Raw genomic sequence first — 18,048 nt, forward strand, 5'->3', positions numbered from 1 at the left:
TCCCGTCCACTCCGCCAATTACATCTAAGCCTCGTCATATGACGAGGCTTTTTTGTATCTGAAATTTGGTGAAATACAAGTCATAGAGCGATCATTATCGATCATCTATAGTCTCGACGACATTTTGTCTGCGTGAACTTCGCTGTTCAATTGAGCCAACAATATTTCCTCTATTATTGGACATTCACTCCCATCATTGACGAATTTAGTGGCTGATCACACTAAAACTGCCTGTCTGGTGCGCCGAAAGCATACGGGGTTATTCTCATTACTATCAGCTCCCACTTTGCCTCGTACAACGGATCCTCAACATATAAAAATACTAACCTTGCAGACCAATAATATCTATAGATTGCACTATTATCATTCACTTAGGGGATTGTAAGTCACAACAGAATCTGTGTTTTTGTCTCTATTCGCTCAAATCTGCTCTAGAGTATTTGTGTGATCTCATTTAATTATTTTGAGCAATTTCTGTTGAATTGTTGTAATTCATTCATCTACTTATGATCTAATTTTCTATAATTCGGTCTATTTTCTTGCCATTCACATATTGGTCACCTAAGTTAGTGCCAATTGGATGTGATAAGGAATAATGATGAAGTTAGAAATGATTTGCACAGGCGAAGAAGTGTTATCAGGCCAGATAGTAGATACCAATGCTGCTTGGGTTGCTAATACCATGATGGAAATGGGTATTGAAATGCAGCACAGAGTGACAGTTGGCGATCGTTTAGCTGATCTTGTTGCCGTATTCCAAGAGCGTAGCAAGCATGCTGATGTGATCATTGTTAATGGTGGTTTGGGGCCTACCAGCGACGATATGTCAGCATTAGCGATGGCTAAGGCTAAGGGCGAAGATCTTGTCGAGAATGTGCAATGGCGTGAACATTTAGAAGACTGGTTTACCCGTAATAATCGAGTGATGGCCAAAAGCAATTTAAAGCAAGCTTGGTTACCGGCCTCGGCGATTATGGTCGATAACCCCGTTGGCACTGCTTGCGGCTTTAGGGTTAAATTGAATAATGCGTGGTTATTCTTTACCCCAGGTGTGCCATTTGAGCTAAAACACATGATTACTGAGCAGTTTATTCCCTTTATCACCAAAGAGTATGGGGTCGCTGAAAAATCGGCTCTAGAAAAGTTACTTACGATTGGTCATGGTGAGTCATCATTGGCAGACACTTTATCGGAACTTACATTACCCGCGGGTATCGAGTTAGGGTATCGTTCTTCAATGCCGCACATTGAAATTAAGATATTTGCCCGTGGTGAGAAGGCTATGCGCTATTTGGATGATGTCACTAAACAGGTAAAAACTCTGTTAGGAAGTGCCGTTGTTGCGGAGAATCGTCCTACATTAGCAGCCGAAATTCATCATCGTTTATTTCAGTCAGGCTTGAGCTTAAGTGTGGCAGAGTCTTGTACTGGCGGAATGATCACCAGTCAGTTGATTGACTTTGCTGGCAGCTCTTCTTATTTACACCATGGATTAGTAACTTACAGTAATGAGTCTAAAGTGAAGGTATTGGGTGTTAATCCACAGATACTAGACGATCATGGTGCGGTTTCCATTCCTACTGTTGAAGCTATGGCGCAAGGTGTAAGAGGTATTTTAGACAGTGACTTTGCTTTAGCCACTAGCGGTATTGCTGGTCCTGAGGGTGGTTCTGATGACAAACCCGTAGGGACTGTTGCAATAGCGCTTGCGACAAAGCATAGCGTGTATAGCCAAATGGTGAAATTACCAAAGCGTTCTCGTCAGCTTGTTCGCAGTATGAGTACCGCGATTGCTTACGATATGCTTCGCCGCGCGTTACTCGAAGAAGCTGTAATAGTCGATTATCCTGCTATAACTCGTTTCGCCAAATAGTCGCATAACAAGTTTGCTTACCCGTAAACAAAGGGTAGGCAAGCTTGATTTAATGACTAGGGTTCAACTTCGTTCAACGGTTGGCTGTTTTTAGCTTTTTGATAAAAGTAAGCGACTGTCAGTAAAATAACCCCAATCAGAATAAAGGCGACGATTTTTTGAATGAGTTCAAAGGACGCCATATCGACAAATATCACCTTTATACAAGCCAAAGCGAATAGCAGTGCAGCGAGCCTGACTAGGCTTGCTTGCTTAGGTCGTAAGCTTATAAACATCACCACACAGGCATGCACAACCAGCAGCACAGCACTCATTGGCGCAGCAATACTCAGGTTGAATTGATAACTCCATAATAGGTAACTTATCACCAATAAAGCATGCCAAGCCCACTTAAGCGCGATATAAGAGATAATTTTTCTGTGTGCCCTAATGCCTAATCTGGCTGTTAGTAAATATCGACCTAATAAAACGAGCACTCCAAACTCTGCTAAATTAGTCAGCAAACTATCAATGTTTAACGTTAACTGTGCTTCACTGTGAAACACGATAGGTAAAATGGCACAGATAAAGATTGCAGAGTACGCCAAGCTATAACTCGGCGCTAAGGCTTGCTTTAAACGTTGACCGACACGATTGCTTCTTTCGGTAATAATGCAGAAATAACCACACACTATTAATGCGGTAATTGCCCATGAAGGATGCAGTAAGTTAGTTAACGTTTGGCTTAATACTGCCATCACCAAGGCGATGTAATACGGTCCAAGGTGCCATTGTAGGGTGGTAATTTGCTGCCATTTTGTGGGGAATTGCAAATAGCGTAAAGTAATAAATCCAACAAAGAGTAAACCTAAAACTAATGCAACAAGCCCTTGCCATTGCTCTGCCAGACACATAGCGGCGGTGATTATGGTTGCCATTACTGTGAGTATTTGTGCTTCATAACGAAGACTTTTGTGGTTAACAAAATACGCTAAACCAACACTCACAATACAACTGAACCACAAATAAATAGCAATGTAATCAGGGTAGCTACGAACTATTTTGGGTAATAACAGTAACGGTAAGGCTAAGTAACAAGCTAACTGAACATAGTAAGCAAAGCGGATTAACTTGGCAGCAGCATAGTATTTTTGGTACCAATAATAGGCCAGTAATAATCCCACAAACAGTTCGATACGGGCTAACTTGGCATTCAGGGCTTGGTCTGAAAAGCTAAGACTATTGGCGTCCAGCATGGCAAAAATGATTACACCTAATAAAGGCAGTTGCCATAGCCAGGCTAATACTTCACTAAAACGTAAGGTGTGCTTAGCGCTCATGTATAAAAGTAATAAACCAATAAGTGGCAATGTATTGAGCCAATATTCATCAGTGATAAAAAAGCTGATGAGTAGTATCGTGACCGAATAAAGTACCCCAAGTAACTCATGAATAAATCGCACCGCAAGGTGTTCGAATTTCACTAAGTCAGCTTTATGTCGAGATAGTAGTTTTTGCGCTAAATAGGTCATCGCGCAGGTCAGGATCATCAATAGAGTCAGTAGACCCTGATAACCCAATATGCCTTCATCATTGTAATGAGATTGAGCTAGCACATCGAAAACATGAATAAAGCTGCTGATTATACCTACCATTAGTAATACATAAGCTTCTGCTCGAATGGGGCTAAACAGATGTTTGCAGCCAATCCACAATAACAATAAACCTTCTAGCAGCAATACTAAACCTATCAGTTCAGCGCTGAGTAAAAATAGAGCCGCAAAGCCTGCAAAACTCCCCGCAAAGGCCAAAGAAAGAGCGCCAATATCCTTGTCGCGTTTAATCACCCAATACAATAGTGCACAAAGGAAAGCATTAAGTGCAAATAGCTCACCAGCAAATACACTCCACTCCGTTAGGGTGTAGAGAGTAAAAACCATGAGTGCGATTGGAACCGCTAGCAGCCTTGGTGTTAACGTCGATTTTATGATAAATAACAAACTGCCAATGCTATAGAGGTAAAATAAGCCATTGATCATCAGCAATGCTAAGCCGGTTTGCCAATCGATTATTGAAAACGGTAATGGAATAAATAAACTGAGTATTTGGATACAGGCAATATGAAGCAGTGCGGTTACTTCAATTAACATCGGCCAGGCTAACTTATGGCTTTGTACCATAGAGCAGATACCGATAAGCATTAAGTAGGGTAAATATAATAACGGTGTTTGGCCGCCATCAAGTAACATCAGCGGCGCCAGCGAACCGCCAAGCAAGGCGACAATTGCGACCACTTTGGTGTCGAGTTTTAATGATAAGCCATAACCCAATATCGTATTAAGCAATAACAAGCTAAAGCAGGCTATATCACTAATAAGATTAAAATATGGCCCAAGAAAATACAGACACATATAGTTGAGAATAAGTCCTAGGCCAACAAGCCCAGAGCCAAAGTCCTGCATGCCAGGACGTTTCTGACGAATGAATACGCCGCCAGCGATAATGCTATTGGCGACACCTAGGCCCAGTAAGGCCTTACCTAACTCAGAAAACCAATTATTAATTGAAAACTGCAGTAAATAGCCAAAGCCTAATGTAAGCGTGATAATGCCGGCAAGGGTCATTAAAAAGACTGGGCCTAATCCTTTAGTTTGGTAATGTTGGTAGAATTCTTTTGCTTGTTCGGTTAACCCAGATAAGGGTGAAAACGCCGAAGTACTCAACTCGCCGATGGCTTCAGCTAATTGAGCGACCATTGCACTTAAGGCGCTTTGTCTGGCTGGTGACTTTGTTACTACCGAAGTTTGTTGTGCTGATATGGATGATGTTGACGCTGAATGACTTGTGTCTAACGATTGGCGCTCCCAAGCAGCAGACGAGTATTGAGGTGTATCGGCAACGATACTGCCGCTCGAATCGTTTGGTCGACTCTTAGGCACAGGTGCATGTATGTTTTCATCAGACAACGCTATTGGTTGTTCATTATTATTTTGCGCCTGCACTTGCAGGGCTAATGCATCAAGTTGTTGGCTAAACTGATCGAGTTGTCGAGTTAAGTCAGCTTGTTGAGCGCCTTGCTGTGAAGACAGCTCCGCCAGCTGTGCTTTTAGTTTTGCTACGTCATCCATTAACGGCATCATTTATCCCATGATTATTATGCACTCCAATATTGCCAAGTTATTGTACGTGGTTCTGATTGATTAGGAAATGCACCGTTTTCTGAGACTTGAGAAGTTCAGCCTTTCTAGACTATGTGCATGTAGGTAAGTTTGAAGCAATAAAAAAGCACCCTAAGGTGCTTTCTATTACTGTGATAATAACATTAAAATTTCACTACAAGTTTACCTTGTTGCACCGCAATTTCTTTAGTCATTTTCGCCATTAATGCTTGATTACTGTCGCGAGTGTCTAAGGTATACACTGGCTGGTTTTCAAGGTAATTACGTAAAAAACCCATTAATTGTGGGGTAACTTGGCTGATGTAACGCTCAATATCAGCGGGTTCTGACTCAACCCTCACTAAGTCTAACTGACGCAGATAAACGCTTTTGGTATTAGTATCATACCAAGGCACCGCTTCAAATGTAGTCTTCAGCTTGGCATGAATGGGTAGTAACGGATTATTTACAGTAATAATCGTTGCTGCCGTGACTGCCATGGTATCGGGTTTAGCGCCTAATACCACTTGCATGTCATTGAGCTTCACTGAGACACCAATTAACTTGTTGCCTTGCTTGACTTCAAAGTGCATGTCTTTATTAAGGTATTGCTCTATTTCCGACTCGGTGATGCTGTACTGACTGGCACAGCCAGTCAGTAACAATAACAGTCCAAGCCCAAAGGTTTTGATCAAGGGTATCATCCAGTGTTTCTCATTCCTGCTGCTACGCCGGCAATGGTCAGCATTAATGCTAGCTGAACATGCTCCGACGGCTCAACTTCTCTACGTGTACGGGCTAATAGCTCGGTTTGTAAAAAGTTAAGAGGGTCTATGTAAGGGTTGCGCAGTTTAACAGATTCACGACTCCAAGGTGTATGTGACATTAACTCTGTTGCTTGGGTTAATGACAATACCGCGTCAATGCCCAGTTGCAGACGTTGACGTAGTTTGACACCTAAATGATGTAGTTCTGGCTTAACTAAACACAGCTCATAGTATTTCGCCAAGTTAGGCTCTGCTTTGGTGTACACCATTTCTAGCATCGAAATACGGGTTTCAAAGAATGGCCATTGTTGTTCCATCTCGCGTAATAGTTCAAGCTCGCCGCGATCTGCCGCATCTTGTAATGCTTCGCCAGCACCAAGCCAAGCCGGTAACATTAAGCGATTCTGTGACCACGCGAAAATCCATGGAATGGCACGTAAACTTTCAATACCACCGTCGACTTTTCGTTTAGCTGGGCGACTGCCTAATGGCAGTTTTCCTAATTCAACTTCTGGTGTGGCGGCTCTAAAATACGCAACAAAGTCAGGTTCCTCACGAACAATACCACGATAATGCAGCACCGATTCTTCAGCAATGCGTTGCATGCAATCTCGCCACGCTTTTTTAGGCTCAGGAGGCGGTAATAATGTCGCTTCCATCACCGCTGAGGTATATAGGGCTAAGCTTTGGACTGCCAATTTAGGTAAACCAAACTTAAAACGGATCATTTCGCCTTGCTCTGTCACGCGGATACGGCCATCAACCGAGCCTGGTGGCTGCGATAAAATCGCTTTATGAGCCGGTCCGCCGCCACGACCGATTGAACCGCCACGACCATGAAACAACATTAATTTGACGTCGGCTTTTTTACACACCGCAACTAATTGTTCTTGTGCACGGTATTGTGCCCAAGCTGCTGCCATTACGCCGGCATCTTTAGCCGAATCAGAATAACCAATCATGACTTCTTGCATACCTTTGGTGTAACCTCGATACCAATCAATGTTCAGTAGCGAAGTCATGCAATCAGCTGCACTCTCTAAATCGGCTAAGGTTTCAAATAACGGCACTACATGCATCGGGTTAGTGCAACCGGCTTCTTTTAGTAGTAATAATACGGCCAATACATCAGACGGTTTGCTGGCCATTGATATCACGTATGACCCTAATGCATTTACCGGCTGTTGTGCGACTAAAGCACAGGTTCTGATGACTTCTGCAACGTCATCGCTAGGTTGCCAGTTTACTGGGATGAGCGGACGTTTACTGGTTAATTCGCGCAGTAAAAAGGCTTGTTTTTCATTTTCGTCCCAATGATTGTAGTCGCCCATGCCCAAATAACGGGTAAGTTCAGCTATTACGTCACTGTGGCGTGATGCATCTTGACGAATATCTAGGCGTAGCATGTGAATACCAAAACACGCTAAACGGCGCAGGATGTCGAGTAATAGTCCATTGGCGATCAACTTCATACCGCAATCGGATAAGCTTTTGTAAAGTAGCTCTAGTGGTTGCAGTAAATCAGTTTTGTGCCAAATCAGCTCGCTGGTATCTATGTCTGGTTTTTTACCTTCAAGTCGGGCATTAAGGTAATCGATAGTATTACGTAATTGGCCACGCAATTGGCGTAATACATCGCGGTACGGTTCTTTGCTGTTGTCGGTTAACGCTGATAATTCAGCATTAGCTTGATCCATCGAAAGTTCGCCAAGCAAGGTCACAATATCTTTTAAATACAGTCTTGCTGCAGCATGGCGATTACGGTCGAGTACCTCTTGGGTAACGATTGAAGTCACAAATGGGTTGCCATCACGATCGCCGCCCATCCAACTTGAAAATCTGACTGGACATACATCAATAGGCAGCTGTTGTCCGGTTTTTTGTTCAACTTGATCATTGAGTTGACGCAAAAAATCAGGGATAGCCTGCCACAATGAGGTTTCGATAGTGCTTAACCCCCAGCGAGCTTCATCAACGGGTGTAGGGCGTTCGCTGCGGATTTCGTTGGTATGCCAAATTTGGGCAATAAGTTGACGAAGACGCAGGGTGCTTTGTCTGCGTTCGCGCTCAGTTAGCTGTTTGTTCTCTTGCTCGGTTAAGCAATCAACTACCCCAGCGTACTTTTGAATTAACGTACGACGTGAAATTTCTGTTGGATGCGCGGTTAATACTAAATCGATGTCTAAATCTTTTAAGCACTCTATGACATCTTTTTTGTCTAAATCGGTATCCAGCATGTGTCCGAGTAACTGTTCTACTGGATCGGGCACGCACACGAGCTCGTCGCAATTGCGGCTAATAGTATGAAATTGTTCTGCGATATTGGCTAAATTTAAAAATTGGTTGAAGGCTTTAGCGAAAGGCACCAGTTCTTCGTCAGGTAAAGCCGTTAATAATGCGAGCATTTGCTCGCGAGAGGCTTCGTCACCCTGGCGAGATTTCTTGGCTAAAATACGAATTTGTTCTACTTTTTCTAAAAATGCACCACCTAAATGGTTTTGCATCGTTTCACCTAATATCTGACCTAAATTTCCTACATTTGATCGAAGTGACGCATACATATCTGCCGTTTGCTCTGTCATACTAACTCCCCAAAAAAAGAACTACTTTGTCAATACTCAACCATTACAATACCCAGCGTATCAATATCGGTCAATACACGGGTGGTGTGCTTAGTAATTTTATTTCGTAAAAATATTACATTTATATGATTAAAAAAACCTAACCGAGACGATTACTTCATACATGCGTGATAAATCATTTTCTTAATTAATTCGACCGTGGGCGTTAGGTATTCTAAGCCAATAAATTCGTCTGGCTGATGAGCTTGGTTAATACTCCCAGGGCCCAATACTAAGGTTTGGCAGCCCAGTTTATTAATATAGGGGGCCTCGGTTGAATAGTTCACCACTTCGGCATCATGTCCAGATAACTCTGCCACCAATTTGGTCCACGGATTATCTGCTTTTCCAGCAAACGATTCTGCACCTGGGTACAAAGTACTGACACTAATGCTACCAGGATACTCCTTACTGATATCGGATAAGTAGTTCAATACCATTAATTCGAGTTCAGCTAACTCCATGCCAGGTAATGGGCGAATATCTAAGTGTAAATCGCAGCAGCCACAAATACGGTTGGCAGCATCACCACCATGAATATGGCCAAAGTTCATTGTTGGGTAAGGCACTGTAAATGCATCTTCGCGATAATTTTCACTTAGGTGCTGTTTTAGTGTCATTAGCTGACTAATAACTTTATGCATAACTTCAATGGCATTGAGGCCGCGCGCTGGATCTGATGAATGGCCACTGCGACCAATCACACGGATCCCTTGAGCTAAGTGACCTTTATGCATATAGACAGGTTTTAAGCTGGTGGGTTCACCAATAACCGCATAATCAGGGGCCACTGCTTTGGAATCGGCGAACGCTTTGGCACCGCTCATGGTGGTCTCTTCATCCGCGCTGGCAAAAATAGTCAACGGGCGTTTAAATTGGTCCAGTGGCATGTCTTTTAATGCTTCAAGCACTAGTGCAAAAAAGCCTTTCATGTCACAGGTGCCTAAACCATACCAGCGATTATCTTTTTCAACCATCTCAAATGGGCTCTGGCTCCAGAGGCCTTCGTCAAATGGTACGGTATCGGTATGGCCTGCTAATAATAACCCGCCGCTGCCAGAACCTATTCTAGCAATAAGATTTTGCTTGTTACGTGAATCTTCTACTGTAGGCGTTTCACATTCAAAACCAAGCTCGCTAAACCAGTTTTGCAACAAGTTGATAACTGCATGGTTACTCATATCGTCTTCAGCTTCGATTGCACTGACTGATGGCGCTGCAATCAGCTGTGTAAAACAACTTTTTAGATTTGGGAGTGTGCTCATGGGTTATCCTAAAAATAATATTTAAAATACTTATTCACATATATTGCATAATTAATATTGTGTGGTAGTCTAGCAAACAGCATTAACCGACACCATAAATAGAACGATAAAAATGAAAATAAATATGTGCTTTCTCGCTGCTAAATCCACTATATCAATAATCAACGCGAACGTCCTGCGACGATAGTCCGAAATTAGACGGATCCCGTCTACATAGTCTATGCTGACACTTTCTATCACTATCAAAAAGAAAACAAACTTATGAAAAGCATCGCAATTATTGGCGCCAGTGGTTACACAGGTGCACAAATCACCTCGTTGATTAACGCAGACTGCAATCTCAGCGTTCAAGGGTTGTATGTGTCGGAAAATAGTGTAGATAAAGGTCGTAAATTAGCCGACTTATACCCTACATATAGCCACATGGCTTACACGCTTTCGCCGCTATCCGATGAGGCTAAAAAGCGAATCGTTGCCGAAGCCGATGCCGTGGTATTAGCGACTGAGCATTCAGTGAGCCTAGAGCTTGCCGCATGGTTTTACCACCAAGGTCTTGCAGTGTTCGACTTAAGCGGTGCATATCGTTTTGCTGATTTGGCACAGTATCCTAAATGGTACGGCTTTGAGCATACTCATCCTGACGTATTAGCTCAGGCGGTATATGGTCTAGCAGAGTGGCATAGCGAGCAGATTAAACAAACCAGAATGATTGCTGTGCCAGGTTGTTACCCCACAGCGTCGCTCACTGCATTAAAACCATTAAAGTCATTATTAACCTCGATGTATCCGGTGATTAATGCCGTTAGTGGTGTCACTGGTGCGGGTCGTAAAGCGCAACTGCACACTAATTTTTGCGAAGTCAGCTTAACGCCATACGGTGTGTTAGGCCACAGACACCAGCCTGAAATTGCCATACATTTAGGCCAAGAAGTGATCTTTACGCCGCATTTAGGTAACTTTAAGCGTGGTATTTTAGCGACGATAACCGTACAACTAAAACCAGGTACCACCGAAGCCGATGTGATCAAAGCGTATAGCGTGTATGACAACGCACCCATCGTGACGGTAAAGCATAATCAATTTCCTAAAGTGGATGATGTCGTCAATACACCAAATTGTCATTTAGGTTGGAAATATGATGCCAATAGCGGTTATTTAGTGGTCGCCAGTGCGATTGATAATTTAATGAAAGGTGCTGCGAGCCAAGGGCTACAGTGCATTAAAATCCATTTCGGTGTGTAATCGGATCGCATTAGTAAAGGAATAAGAATCATGGCGACAAAATCTGTATTAGTATTAAAAGTGGGTGGTGCATTACTCCAGTGCGAAATGGGTATTGCGCGTTTAATGACAGCCGCAGCAGAAATGCTTGCTGCAGGTCAGCAAGTCATATTAGTCCATGGCGGTGGTTGCCTAGTTGACGAACAGTTAGCCGCTAATGGTAAAGAAACCATTAAGCTCGATGGTTTACGTGTCACGCCAGAAGACCAAATTCCTATTGTGGTTGGTGCATTAGCGGGCACATCGAACAAAATTCTACAAGCCGCGGCTGCTAAAGCGGGTATTGTGAGTGTGGGCATGAGCCTAGGCGATGGCAACACGGTAAATGCCAAAATTAAAGATGAGCGTTTAGGCCTCGTTGGTGAAGTTGAGCCAAAAGACGCCACCTATTTAAACTTTATTTTAGGCCAAGGTTGGATGCCAATTTGTAGCTCCATTGCCATTTCTAGCCAAGGTAAAATGTTAAACGTTAATGCTGACCAAGCGGCAACTGCGTTAGCTAAATTGGTTAATGGCACCTTAGTTTTATTGTCAGATGTGTCGGGCGTATTAGACGGTAAAGGCCAGTTAATTAACTGCTTAAATAAAAGTGAAATTGAATACTTAGTCGCCCAAGGGGTGATTGAAAAAGGCATGAAAGTTAAAGTGGAAGCCGCATTAGAAGTCGCGCAATGGATGGGGAAACCCGTGCAGATTGCTTCGTGGCGTGATGCTGAACAGTTAAAAACCTTAGTCAAAGGTGGGTCCGTCGGGACTCAAATACAACCTTAATGGAGTAGTAGTCTATGCAGCACCTATTGTCGATAAAAGAGTTAACTCAATCTCAGCTTTTAGCCATCATTGAACTGGCTAAAAAAATTAAGAACACCCCTGCTGAGTACCGTCGCGCCTTAGATGGTAAAAGCGTTGTGATGCTATTTGAAAAACCATCATTGCGTACCCGAGTCAGTTTTGATATTGGCATTAATAAATTAGGTGGTCATTGCTTATACTTAGATCAACAAAATGGTGCCTTGGGCCAACGCGAATCGGTTGCTGACTTTGCCACTAACATTTCATGTTGGGCCGATGCTATTGTGGCTAGAACCTACTCGCATACCACGATTGAGCAATTAGCTGAACATGGCAGCGTACCTGTTATTAATGCCTTGTCAGACTTGTACCATCCGTGCCAAGCACTTGCTGACTTTTTAACGTTAGCCGAGCAGTTTGATGATGTGAGCCAAGCTAAACTGGCTTATGTGGGCGATGGTAACAATGTGACACACTCACTCATTTACGGTGCGGCTATTTTGGGCCTAACGATGACAGTGATTTGCCCTGAGGGCGCGTTCCCTGACGCATCAATCGTCAGCGAAGCACAAGCTTTAGCACAAAAAAATGGTGGCAAATTGACCTTAAGTGCTGACATTAATGCCATAGAAGGCCACGATGCTATTTATACGGATACGTGGATTTCAATGGGTGATGAAACACCGCTGGCGGATATAAAAGCCCGTTTTGCACCGTATCAAGTCAACCGTGCGTTAATGGCTAAAGCTGGGGCTAAATTCTTTATGCACTGCTTGCCTGCGCATCGCGGCGTGGAAGTGACCGACGAGGTGATGGACGGTGAAGGTTCATTGGTTTTACATCAAGCAGAAAACCGTATGCATGCGCAAAATGCAGTATTAGTCACCTTATTAAGTTAGTCTCATTATATAAGTCAATAGTGCCGTTGGCGTTATTAAATTAACTATATACGTAATCGATTTTAGGAAATAAACATGTCTAATGCAGTGAAAAAAACCGGCGTTAAAAAAGTGGTATTGGCGTATTCTGGTGGGTTAGACACCTCAGCCATTATCCCGTGGCTAAAAGAAACCTATGATAACTGCGAAATCGTCGCATTCTGTGCCGACGTAGGCCAAGGTGAAGAAGAGTTAGTGGGCTTAACTGAAAAGGCGTTAGCCTCAGGTGCCAGCGAATGTTATATCGTTGACCTAAAAGAGGAATTAGTTGCAGATTATATTTATCCTACGATCGCAACGGGTGCTATTTACGAAGGTACCTATTTACTCGGCACTTCAATGGCGCGTCCAATCATTGCCAAAGCGCAAGTTGAAGTGGCCCGTAAAGTTGGCGCTGACGCGGTATGCCATGGCTGTACCGGCAAAGGCAATGACCAGGTACGCTTTGAAGGTTGTTTTGCGGCATTAGCACCAGACTTAAAAGTGATTGCGCCTTGGCGTGAGTGGGAAATGCGTAGCCGCGAAGACTTACTGGATTACCTCGCAGAGCGTAATATTAAAACCGCAGCTTCAGCGACTAAAATTTATAGCCGTGATGCAAACGCATGGCATATTTCCCACGAAGGTGGCGAGTTAGAAGATCCGTGGAACGAGCCATCAAAAGGCGTATGGACGTTAACCGTTGCCCCAGAAGATGCGCCAAACGAGCCAGAATATGTGTCGTTAGGCGTTAAACATGGCCGTATTACTCATGTAAACGATGAAGCTTTATCGCCATATGCTGCATTAATGACGTTAAACGACATCGCAGGTAAACACGGTGTAGGTCGTATCGACATTACCGAAAACCGTCTTGTAGGGATGAAATCACGTGGCTGTTACGAAACCCCAGGTGGAACGGTAATGTTTGCCGGTCTTCGTGCCATTGAAGAATTAGTCTTGGACAAAACCAGCCGTACGTGGCGCGAGCAAATTGCCGCCCAAATGTCACACCTAGTGTATGACGGTCGTTGGTTTACACCATTATGTAAATCACTTATTGCTGCATCTGAATCATTAGCCGAATCGGTTAACGGTGATGTGGTCATTAAGCTTTACAAAGGCCAAGCAACGGCTGTTAAAAAACGTTCGCCAAACAGCTTGTATTCAGAATCTTTTGCCACCTTTGGTGAAGATGACGTGTACGATCAAAAACACGCTGAAGGCTTTATTCGTTTATATTCGTTACCAAGCCGTATTCGCGCGCTAAACGCTAAATAGACAGTAAGCAAACAATATAAGGCGCTGCAAAGCGCCTTTCTTATAATCACTTTTGCTCATTTTTAAAAAAGTGATTATAACAAAGTTGATATCAACTACACCGACATCATTGAATTGTAATATCGAAAAAGAGGATACCGAAATGGCATTATGGGGCGGAAGATTTCAGGGCGAAACCAGTGCACTTTTCAAATTATTTAATGACTCACTGCCAGTGGATTACCGCTTATTTGAACAAGATGTTGTCGGCTCTATCGCATGGGCAGACGCTATTGCCAGTGTCGGGATTATTACGGCTAAAGAATGTATCGACTTAAAAGCGGCTTTAAATGAACTGCTGGTGGAAGTGGGTAATGATCCACAGGCCATTATCAGCAACGGCGCGGAAGATATTCACAGCTTTGTTGAACAAAAGTTGATTGCCAAAGTCGGTGACTTAGGAAAAAAACTGCATACAGGTCGTTCTCGTAATGACCAAGTCGCGACTGATTTAAAGCTATGGTGTAAAAAAGAAGGTGCAGCTTTGCTGGTACGTTTAGGTACATTGCATGCAGAGTTAGTTGCCCTTGCTGAACGTGAAGTTGATGCGGTTATGCCGGGTTACACCCATTTACAGCGTGCACAGCCGATCACCTTTGGTCATTGGGCGTTAGCCTATGTGGAAATGTATGAGCGTGATATTAGCCGCCTGCAAGATGCGCTTAATCGTGCCGATACCTGCCCATTAGGTTCAGGTGCGTTAGCGGGTACCGCCTATCCGATTGATCGTCATGCGCTCGCATCAGCGTTAAACTTTGCTCGCCCAACCTTAAACAGCTTAGACAGTGTGTCAGATCGCGACCATGTGGTTGAATTATGCAGCGCAGCATCAATCAGCATGATGCATTTAAGCCGCATGGCCGAAGACTTAATTTTCTTCAACTCTGGCGAAGCTAATTTTATCTCATTGGCTGACGAAGTGACCTCTGGCTCGTCATTGATGCCACAAAAGAAAAATCCCGATGCATTAGAGCTTATTCGTGGTAAAACAGGCCGTGTTTATGGCAGTTTAATGGGCATTTTGACCACCATGAAAGCCCTGCCATTGGCGTATAACAAAGATATGCAAGAAGACAAAGAAGGCTTGTTTGATGTGGTCGACAGCTGGGCTATTTGTTTAGATATGGCGGCTTTAGTGTTGTCCGGCTTAAAAGTGAACCGTCCACAAGCGCTGGTGGCCGCACAACAAGGCTATGCTAATGCAACAGAACTAGCTGATTACCTTGTGGCTAAAGGTATGCCGTTCCGTGAAGCACATCACGTGGTGGGTGAAGTGGTGGTATTTGCTATTGCTCAGCAAAAGCCGATTGAAGATCTCACCGTGGCTGAGTTACAGCCGTTTGCCAAGGTGATCAGCGATGACGTGTATCCTAACTTGACTATTGAAGCCTGTTTAGAAAAACGTGACGTATTAGGTGGCACTGCTATTAACCAAGTTCAAGCAGCGATAGCGGCTAAAAAAGCTTAATCTTTGCATCGTTCGACGCTGGACGACTGCCTATAAAAGCCCTGTGGACATAAGTCGGCAGGGCTTTTTTGTGTTAATCACTCATGGCCGAGGGTTACGCTAGCGAGTGAACCTTGTCCTCTTATTCAATGCTGCTGTCGGTTGATGATAGTTACTTGCTCAATCCTAATGCCTATATTTCCAGTCTGTGTTATTACACTATGGCGCCCGCGCCAGCATTATGCGGCCTAAATATCGCTTTAGTTTTTCAGATCCTATTCATTACGTTTGAAGTGAAAGGGTGACGGGTTAATGGCGTTAGTGCAACGTTACACCGTGAGCTTGCAGGGGGAAGGTCAGTGTTGATGGATCTTAAAGTGTATAAAGGTGCATTAGCCCAACGCAAAGGCCCTATGTGCTAGGCACATTGTATTAGAGCGCCGTCCTGCATTACTTAGCCAATGAACTCATTATGTCACAGTGAAGAGCCTACGGCGTTAGGTGACTTTACGGTTGAGTCCTTGTCTGATGAACCATGGCAACCGGATGAGTAAGATATGTCGCGACTTGAGTTTTTGCAACAATGGTAGGTGATTAATACCGACTTGATTTGTCCTGATGTTTACATAAATAGCCCGTTATTGTGTTGACGCATAATAGAGGGTTTTTTATGGATATTTTTAACATCAACAGGTTCTTTTTTTAATCGGTTCTATACTGATTGAAATGACTTATATTTAATCAAGGTAACAGGGAGACGTTATGTTTTTAGATTATTTTGCGCTAGGGATTATATTTTTTGTAGTGATATTTATTTTTTACGGCATTATTGCGATTCATGATATTCCCTACGAGATTGCGAAAAAACGTAATCATCCACAACAAGATGCACTGCATATTGCCGGTTGGGTAAGCTTATTTACTTTGCATGCCATTTGGCCATTTTTATGGATTTGGGCCACGTTATATCGTGAAGATAGAGGCTGGGGGTTTAGTGATTCGAGAAAGCGAGAATTGATACTTGAGGGTGAAGTTAAAGAGCTAATGAATCATGTCACAGTACTAACAGATCGTTTGTCGCTATTAGAGCAACGTTCTGTCGTCTCGACTCCTCCCGTTTCAGATGAACATTCACAAGAGGCATAAGCATGGACTTACTACTCATACTGACTTATACCGCATTTTGCATCGCAGTTTTTAAAGTATTTAAAATTCCGTTAACTAAATGGACCGTGCCGACGGCCATTCTCGGCGGAATTGTGTTAATTGGTACTTTATTAATTTTAATGAATTACAACCACCCCTATTCGAAATTTGCTCGCGAGTATTTCGTCACTATTCCGATTGTGCCCGCAGTTAAAGGATTGGTTATCGAAGTCAATGTTAAGCCGAACACGCCAGTGAAAGAAGGTGAGGTGTTATTTAAAATTGACCCTACACCTTACCTTGCAATGGTTAAGCAAAAACAAGCAGCGCTAAAAGAAGCTGAGCTGCAAGTGCCGCAGCTTGAAGCCGCATTTCAGGTTGCAACTGCCAGAGTTGAACAAGCCACTGCAGATAAAGATCGTAGCGGATCCGCTTATCGTCGTTATGACGACGGTCGTAAAAAAGCCGGGCGTAATTCACCCTTTACTGAGCTTGAACTCGACAACCGCCGCCAGTTATACATTGCCTCATTAGCGCAACTTGATGGCGCCTTAGCAGAGGAACTGCGGACTCGTTTGGCCTATGAGTCAAATATTGACGGGGTTAATACCAAAGTGGCGGGCCTTCAAGCTGAACTCGCCAAGGCCGAGTATGACTTACAACAAACAGTCGTTAGGGCGCCGGCAAATGGTGTTGTGACGCAGTTGGCGCTGCGAAAAGGTGTTATGGCAGTGCCTTTACCATTACGTCCTGCATTAACCTTTATTCCGGATGAAACCCGATATTTTGCCGGTGCTTTTTGGCAAAACTCACTGTTACGCCTTAAAGAAGGTGATGAGGCTGAGGTGATAATTGATGCCATGCCAGGGCAAGTGTTTAAAGGCAAAGTTGCCAAAATACTGCCCGCAATGGCAGAAGGTGAGATCCAATTTAGTGGTAATTTACAGTCATCAAATAAGTTGTTTCACCGCGGCCGAGTCGTGGTGTTGATTGAGCTAGAAGATAACGCAATAAGGCAATCATTGCCTGCGGGGGTTGCGGGACAAGTGGCTATTTATACCGATCATTTTAGCCATGTTGCGGTCATGCGAAAGGTATTGTTAAGAATGCAGGGCTGGCTCAATTATTTATTTGCCGAAGGCCATTAGCCTTGTTGTATGGAGGCATTTGTGACGGATGACTATGACACATAAATGATCGGGATTATCGAGTCTGTGCTTGTTGTATTTGGTTTCGCCCGCCTCGTTTGGCGCAATACAGCGCTTTATCTGCGCGACTAAAGCGATCTTTCATTGAGCAGTCTCCGTCAGTTAGTGTGCTGTTGCTGATGGAGGCCGTAATCTTAATGCTTTGATTTGTGTTAATGATATGAAAATTGGTATGAAAAAGCCCGATACAAGGTATCTAATGCTATTCGGATAAGCACTATTGTTTATATCTAAGTGGATAGCGACTGGGTATGTAGAGCACTGAGCGTGGATA

The 18,048-nt window shown here is 43.6% G+C and carries 12 protein-coding genes; 8 read left to right on the forward strand and 4 right to left on the reverse strand.

Features of this window, described 5'->3' with window-relative positions:
* Window positions 1-598: 598 nt before the first annotated feature.
* A complete protein-coding gene (locus tag AAEZ02_RS19740) occupies window positions 599-1,873 on the forward strand; it encodes a CinA family nicotinamide mononucleotide deamidase-related protein (RefSeq protein ID WP_124013003.1) in 1,275 nt (424 codons plus the stop codon).
* A gap of 56 nt (window positions 1,874-1,929) precedes the next feature.
* Here the strand turns inward: AAEZ02_RS19740 and AAEZ02_RS19745 are convergent, their stop codons facing one another.
* From AAEZ02_RS19745 to argE, 4 genes are all read right to left on the reverse strand, one after another.
* A complete protein-coding gene (locus AAEZ02_RS19745) occupies window positions 1,930-4,989 on the reverse strand; it encodes a DUF2339 domain-containing protein (RefSeq protein ID WP_351124658.1) in 3,060 nt (1,019 codons plus the stop codon).
* A gap of 185 nt (window positions 4,990-5,174) precedes the next feature.
* On the reverse strand, window positions 5,175-5,714 hold the full coding sequence (locus AAEZ02_RS19750) for a YceB family lipoprotein (protein ID WP_124012774.1): 540 nt from the start codon (window positions 5,712-5,714) through the stop codon (window positions 5,175-5,177).
* On the reverse strand, window positions 5,711-8,359 hold the full coding sequence (ppc, locus tag AAEZ02_RS19755; protein WP_124012773.1) for a phosphoenolpyruvate carboxylase: 2,649 nt from the start codon (window positions 8,357-8,359) through the stop codon (window positions 5,711-5,713). The genes AAEZ02_RS19750 and ppc overlap by 4 nt, the downstream gene beginning before the upstream one ends.
* A 152-nt stretch (window positions 8,360-8,511) precedes the next feature.
* Entirely contained in the window at window positions 8,512-9,663 is a 1,152-nt protein-coding gene (gene argE / locus AAEZ02_RS19760; RefSeq protein WP_124012772.1) for an acetylornithine deacetylase, read from the reverse strand.
* 261 nt (window positions 9,664-9,924) lie between these two features.
* On the opposite strand from argE, the gene argC reads away from it, so the two are divergent.
* From argC to AAEZ02_RS19795, 7 genes are all read left to right on the forward strand, one after another.
* Window positions 9,925-10,905 (forward strand): N-acetyl-gamma-glutamyl-phosphate reductase, encoded by a 981-nt coding sequence (argC, locus tag AAEZ02_RS19765; RefSeq protein ID WP_351124661.1) that lies wholly within the window; start codon window positions 9,925-9,927, stop codon window positions 10,903-10,905.
* Window positions 10,906-10,935: 30 nt separating this feature from the next.
* On the forward strand, window positions 10,936-11,715 hold the full coding sequence (gene argB / locus AAEZ02_RS19770; RefSeq protein WP_351124664.1) for an acetylglutamate kinase: 780 nt from the start codon (window positions 10,936-10,938) through the stop codon (window positions 11,713-11,715).
* A gap of 14 nt (window positions 11,716-11,729) precedes the next feature.
* The gene (locus AAEZ02_RS19775; protein WP_101033231.1) at window positions 11,730-12,635 is read left to right on the forward strand and encodes an ornithine carbamoyltransferase; all 906 of its coding nucleotides are present in this window, start codon (window positions 11,730-11,732) and stop codon (window positions 12,633-12,635) included.
* 75 nt (window positions 12,636-12,710) lie between these two features.
* A complete protein-coding gene (locus AAEZ02_RS19780) occupies window positions 12,711-13,934 on the forward strand; it encodes an argininosuccinate synthase (RefSeq protein WP_101033230.1) in 1,224 nt (407 codons plus the stop codon).
* 142 nt (window positions 13,935-14,076) lie between these two features.
* The gene (gene argH / locus AAEZ02_RS19785) at window positions 14,077-15,441 is read left to right on the forward strand and encodes an argininosuccinate lyase (protein ID WP_124012769.1); all 1,365 of its coding nucleotides are present in this window, start codon (window positions 14,077-14,079) and stop codon (window positions 15,439-15,441) included.
* Window positions 15,442-16,182: 741 nt separating this feature from the next.
* On the forward strand, window positions 16,183-16,566 hold the full coding sequence (locus AAEZ02_RS19790) for a DUF3302 domain-containing protein (RefSeq protein WP_124012768.1): 384 nt from the start codon (window positions 16,183-16,185) through the stop codon (window positions 16,564-16,566).
* A gap of 2 nt (window positions 16,567-16,568) precedes the next feature.
* Window positions 16,569-17,714 carry an HlyD family secretion protein gene (locus AAEZ02_RS19795; RefSeq protein WP_101033227.1) on the forward strand — a complete coding sequence of 382 codons (1,146 nt, stop codon included), beginning with the start codon at window positions 16,569-16,571 and terminating at the stop codon, window positions 17,712-17,714.
* Window positions 17,715-18,048 lie beyond the last annotated feature (334 nt).

The organism is Shewanella sp. T24-MNA-CIBAN-0130 (assembly GCF_040310185.1).
GTDB classification, from domain to species: domain Bacteria; phylum Pseudomonadota; class Gammaproteobacteria; order Enterobacterales; family Shewanellaceae; genus Shewanella; species Shewanella psychromarinicola.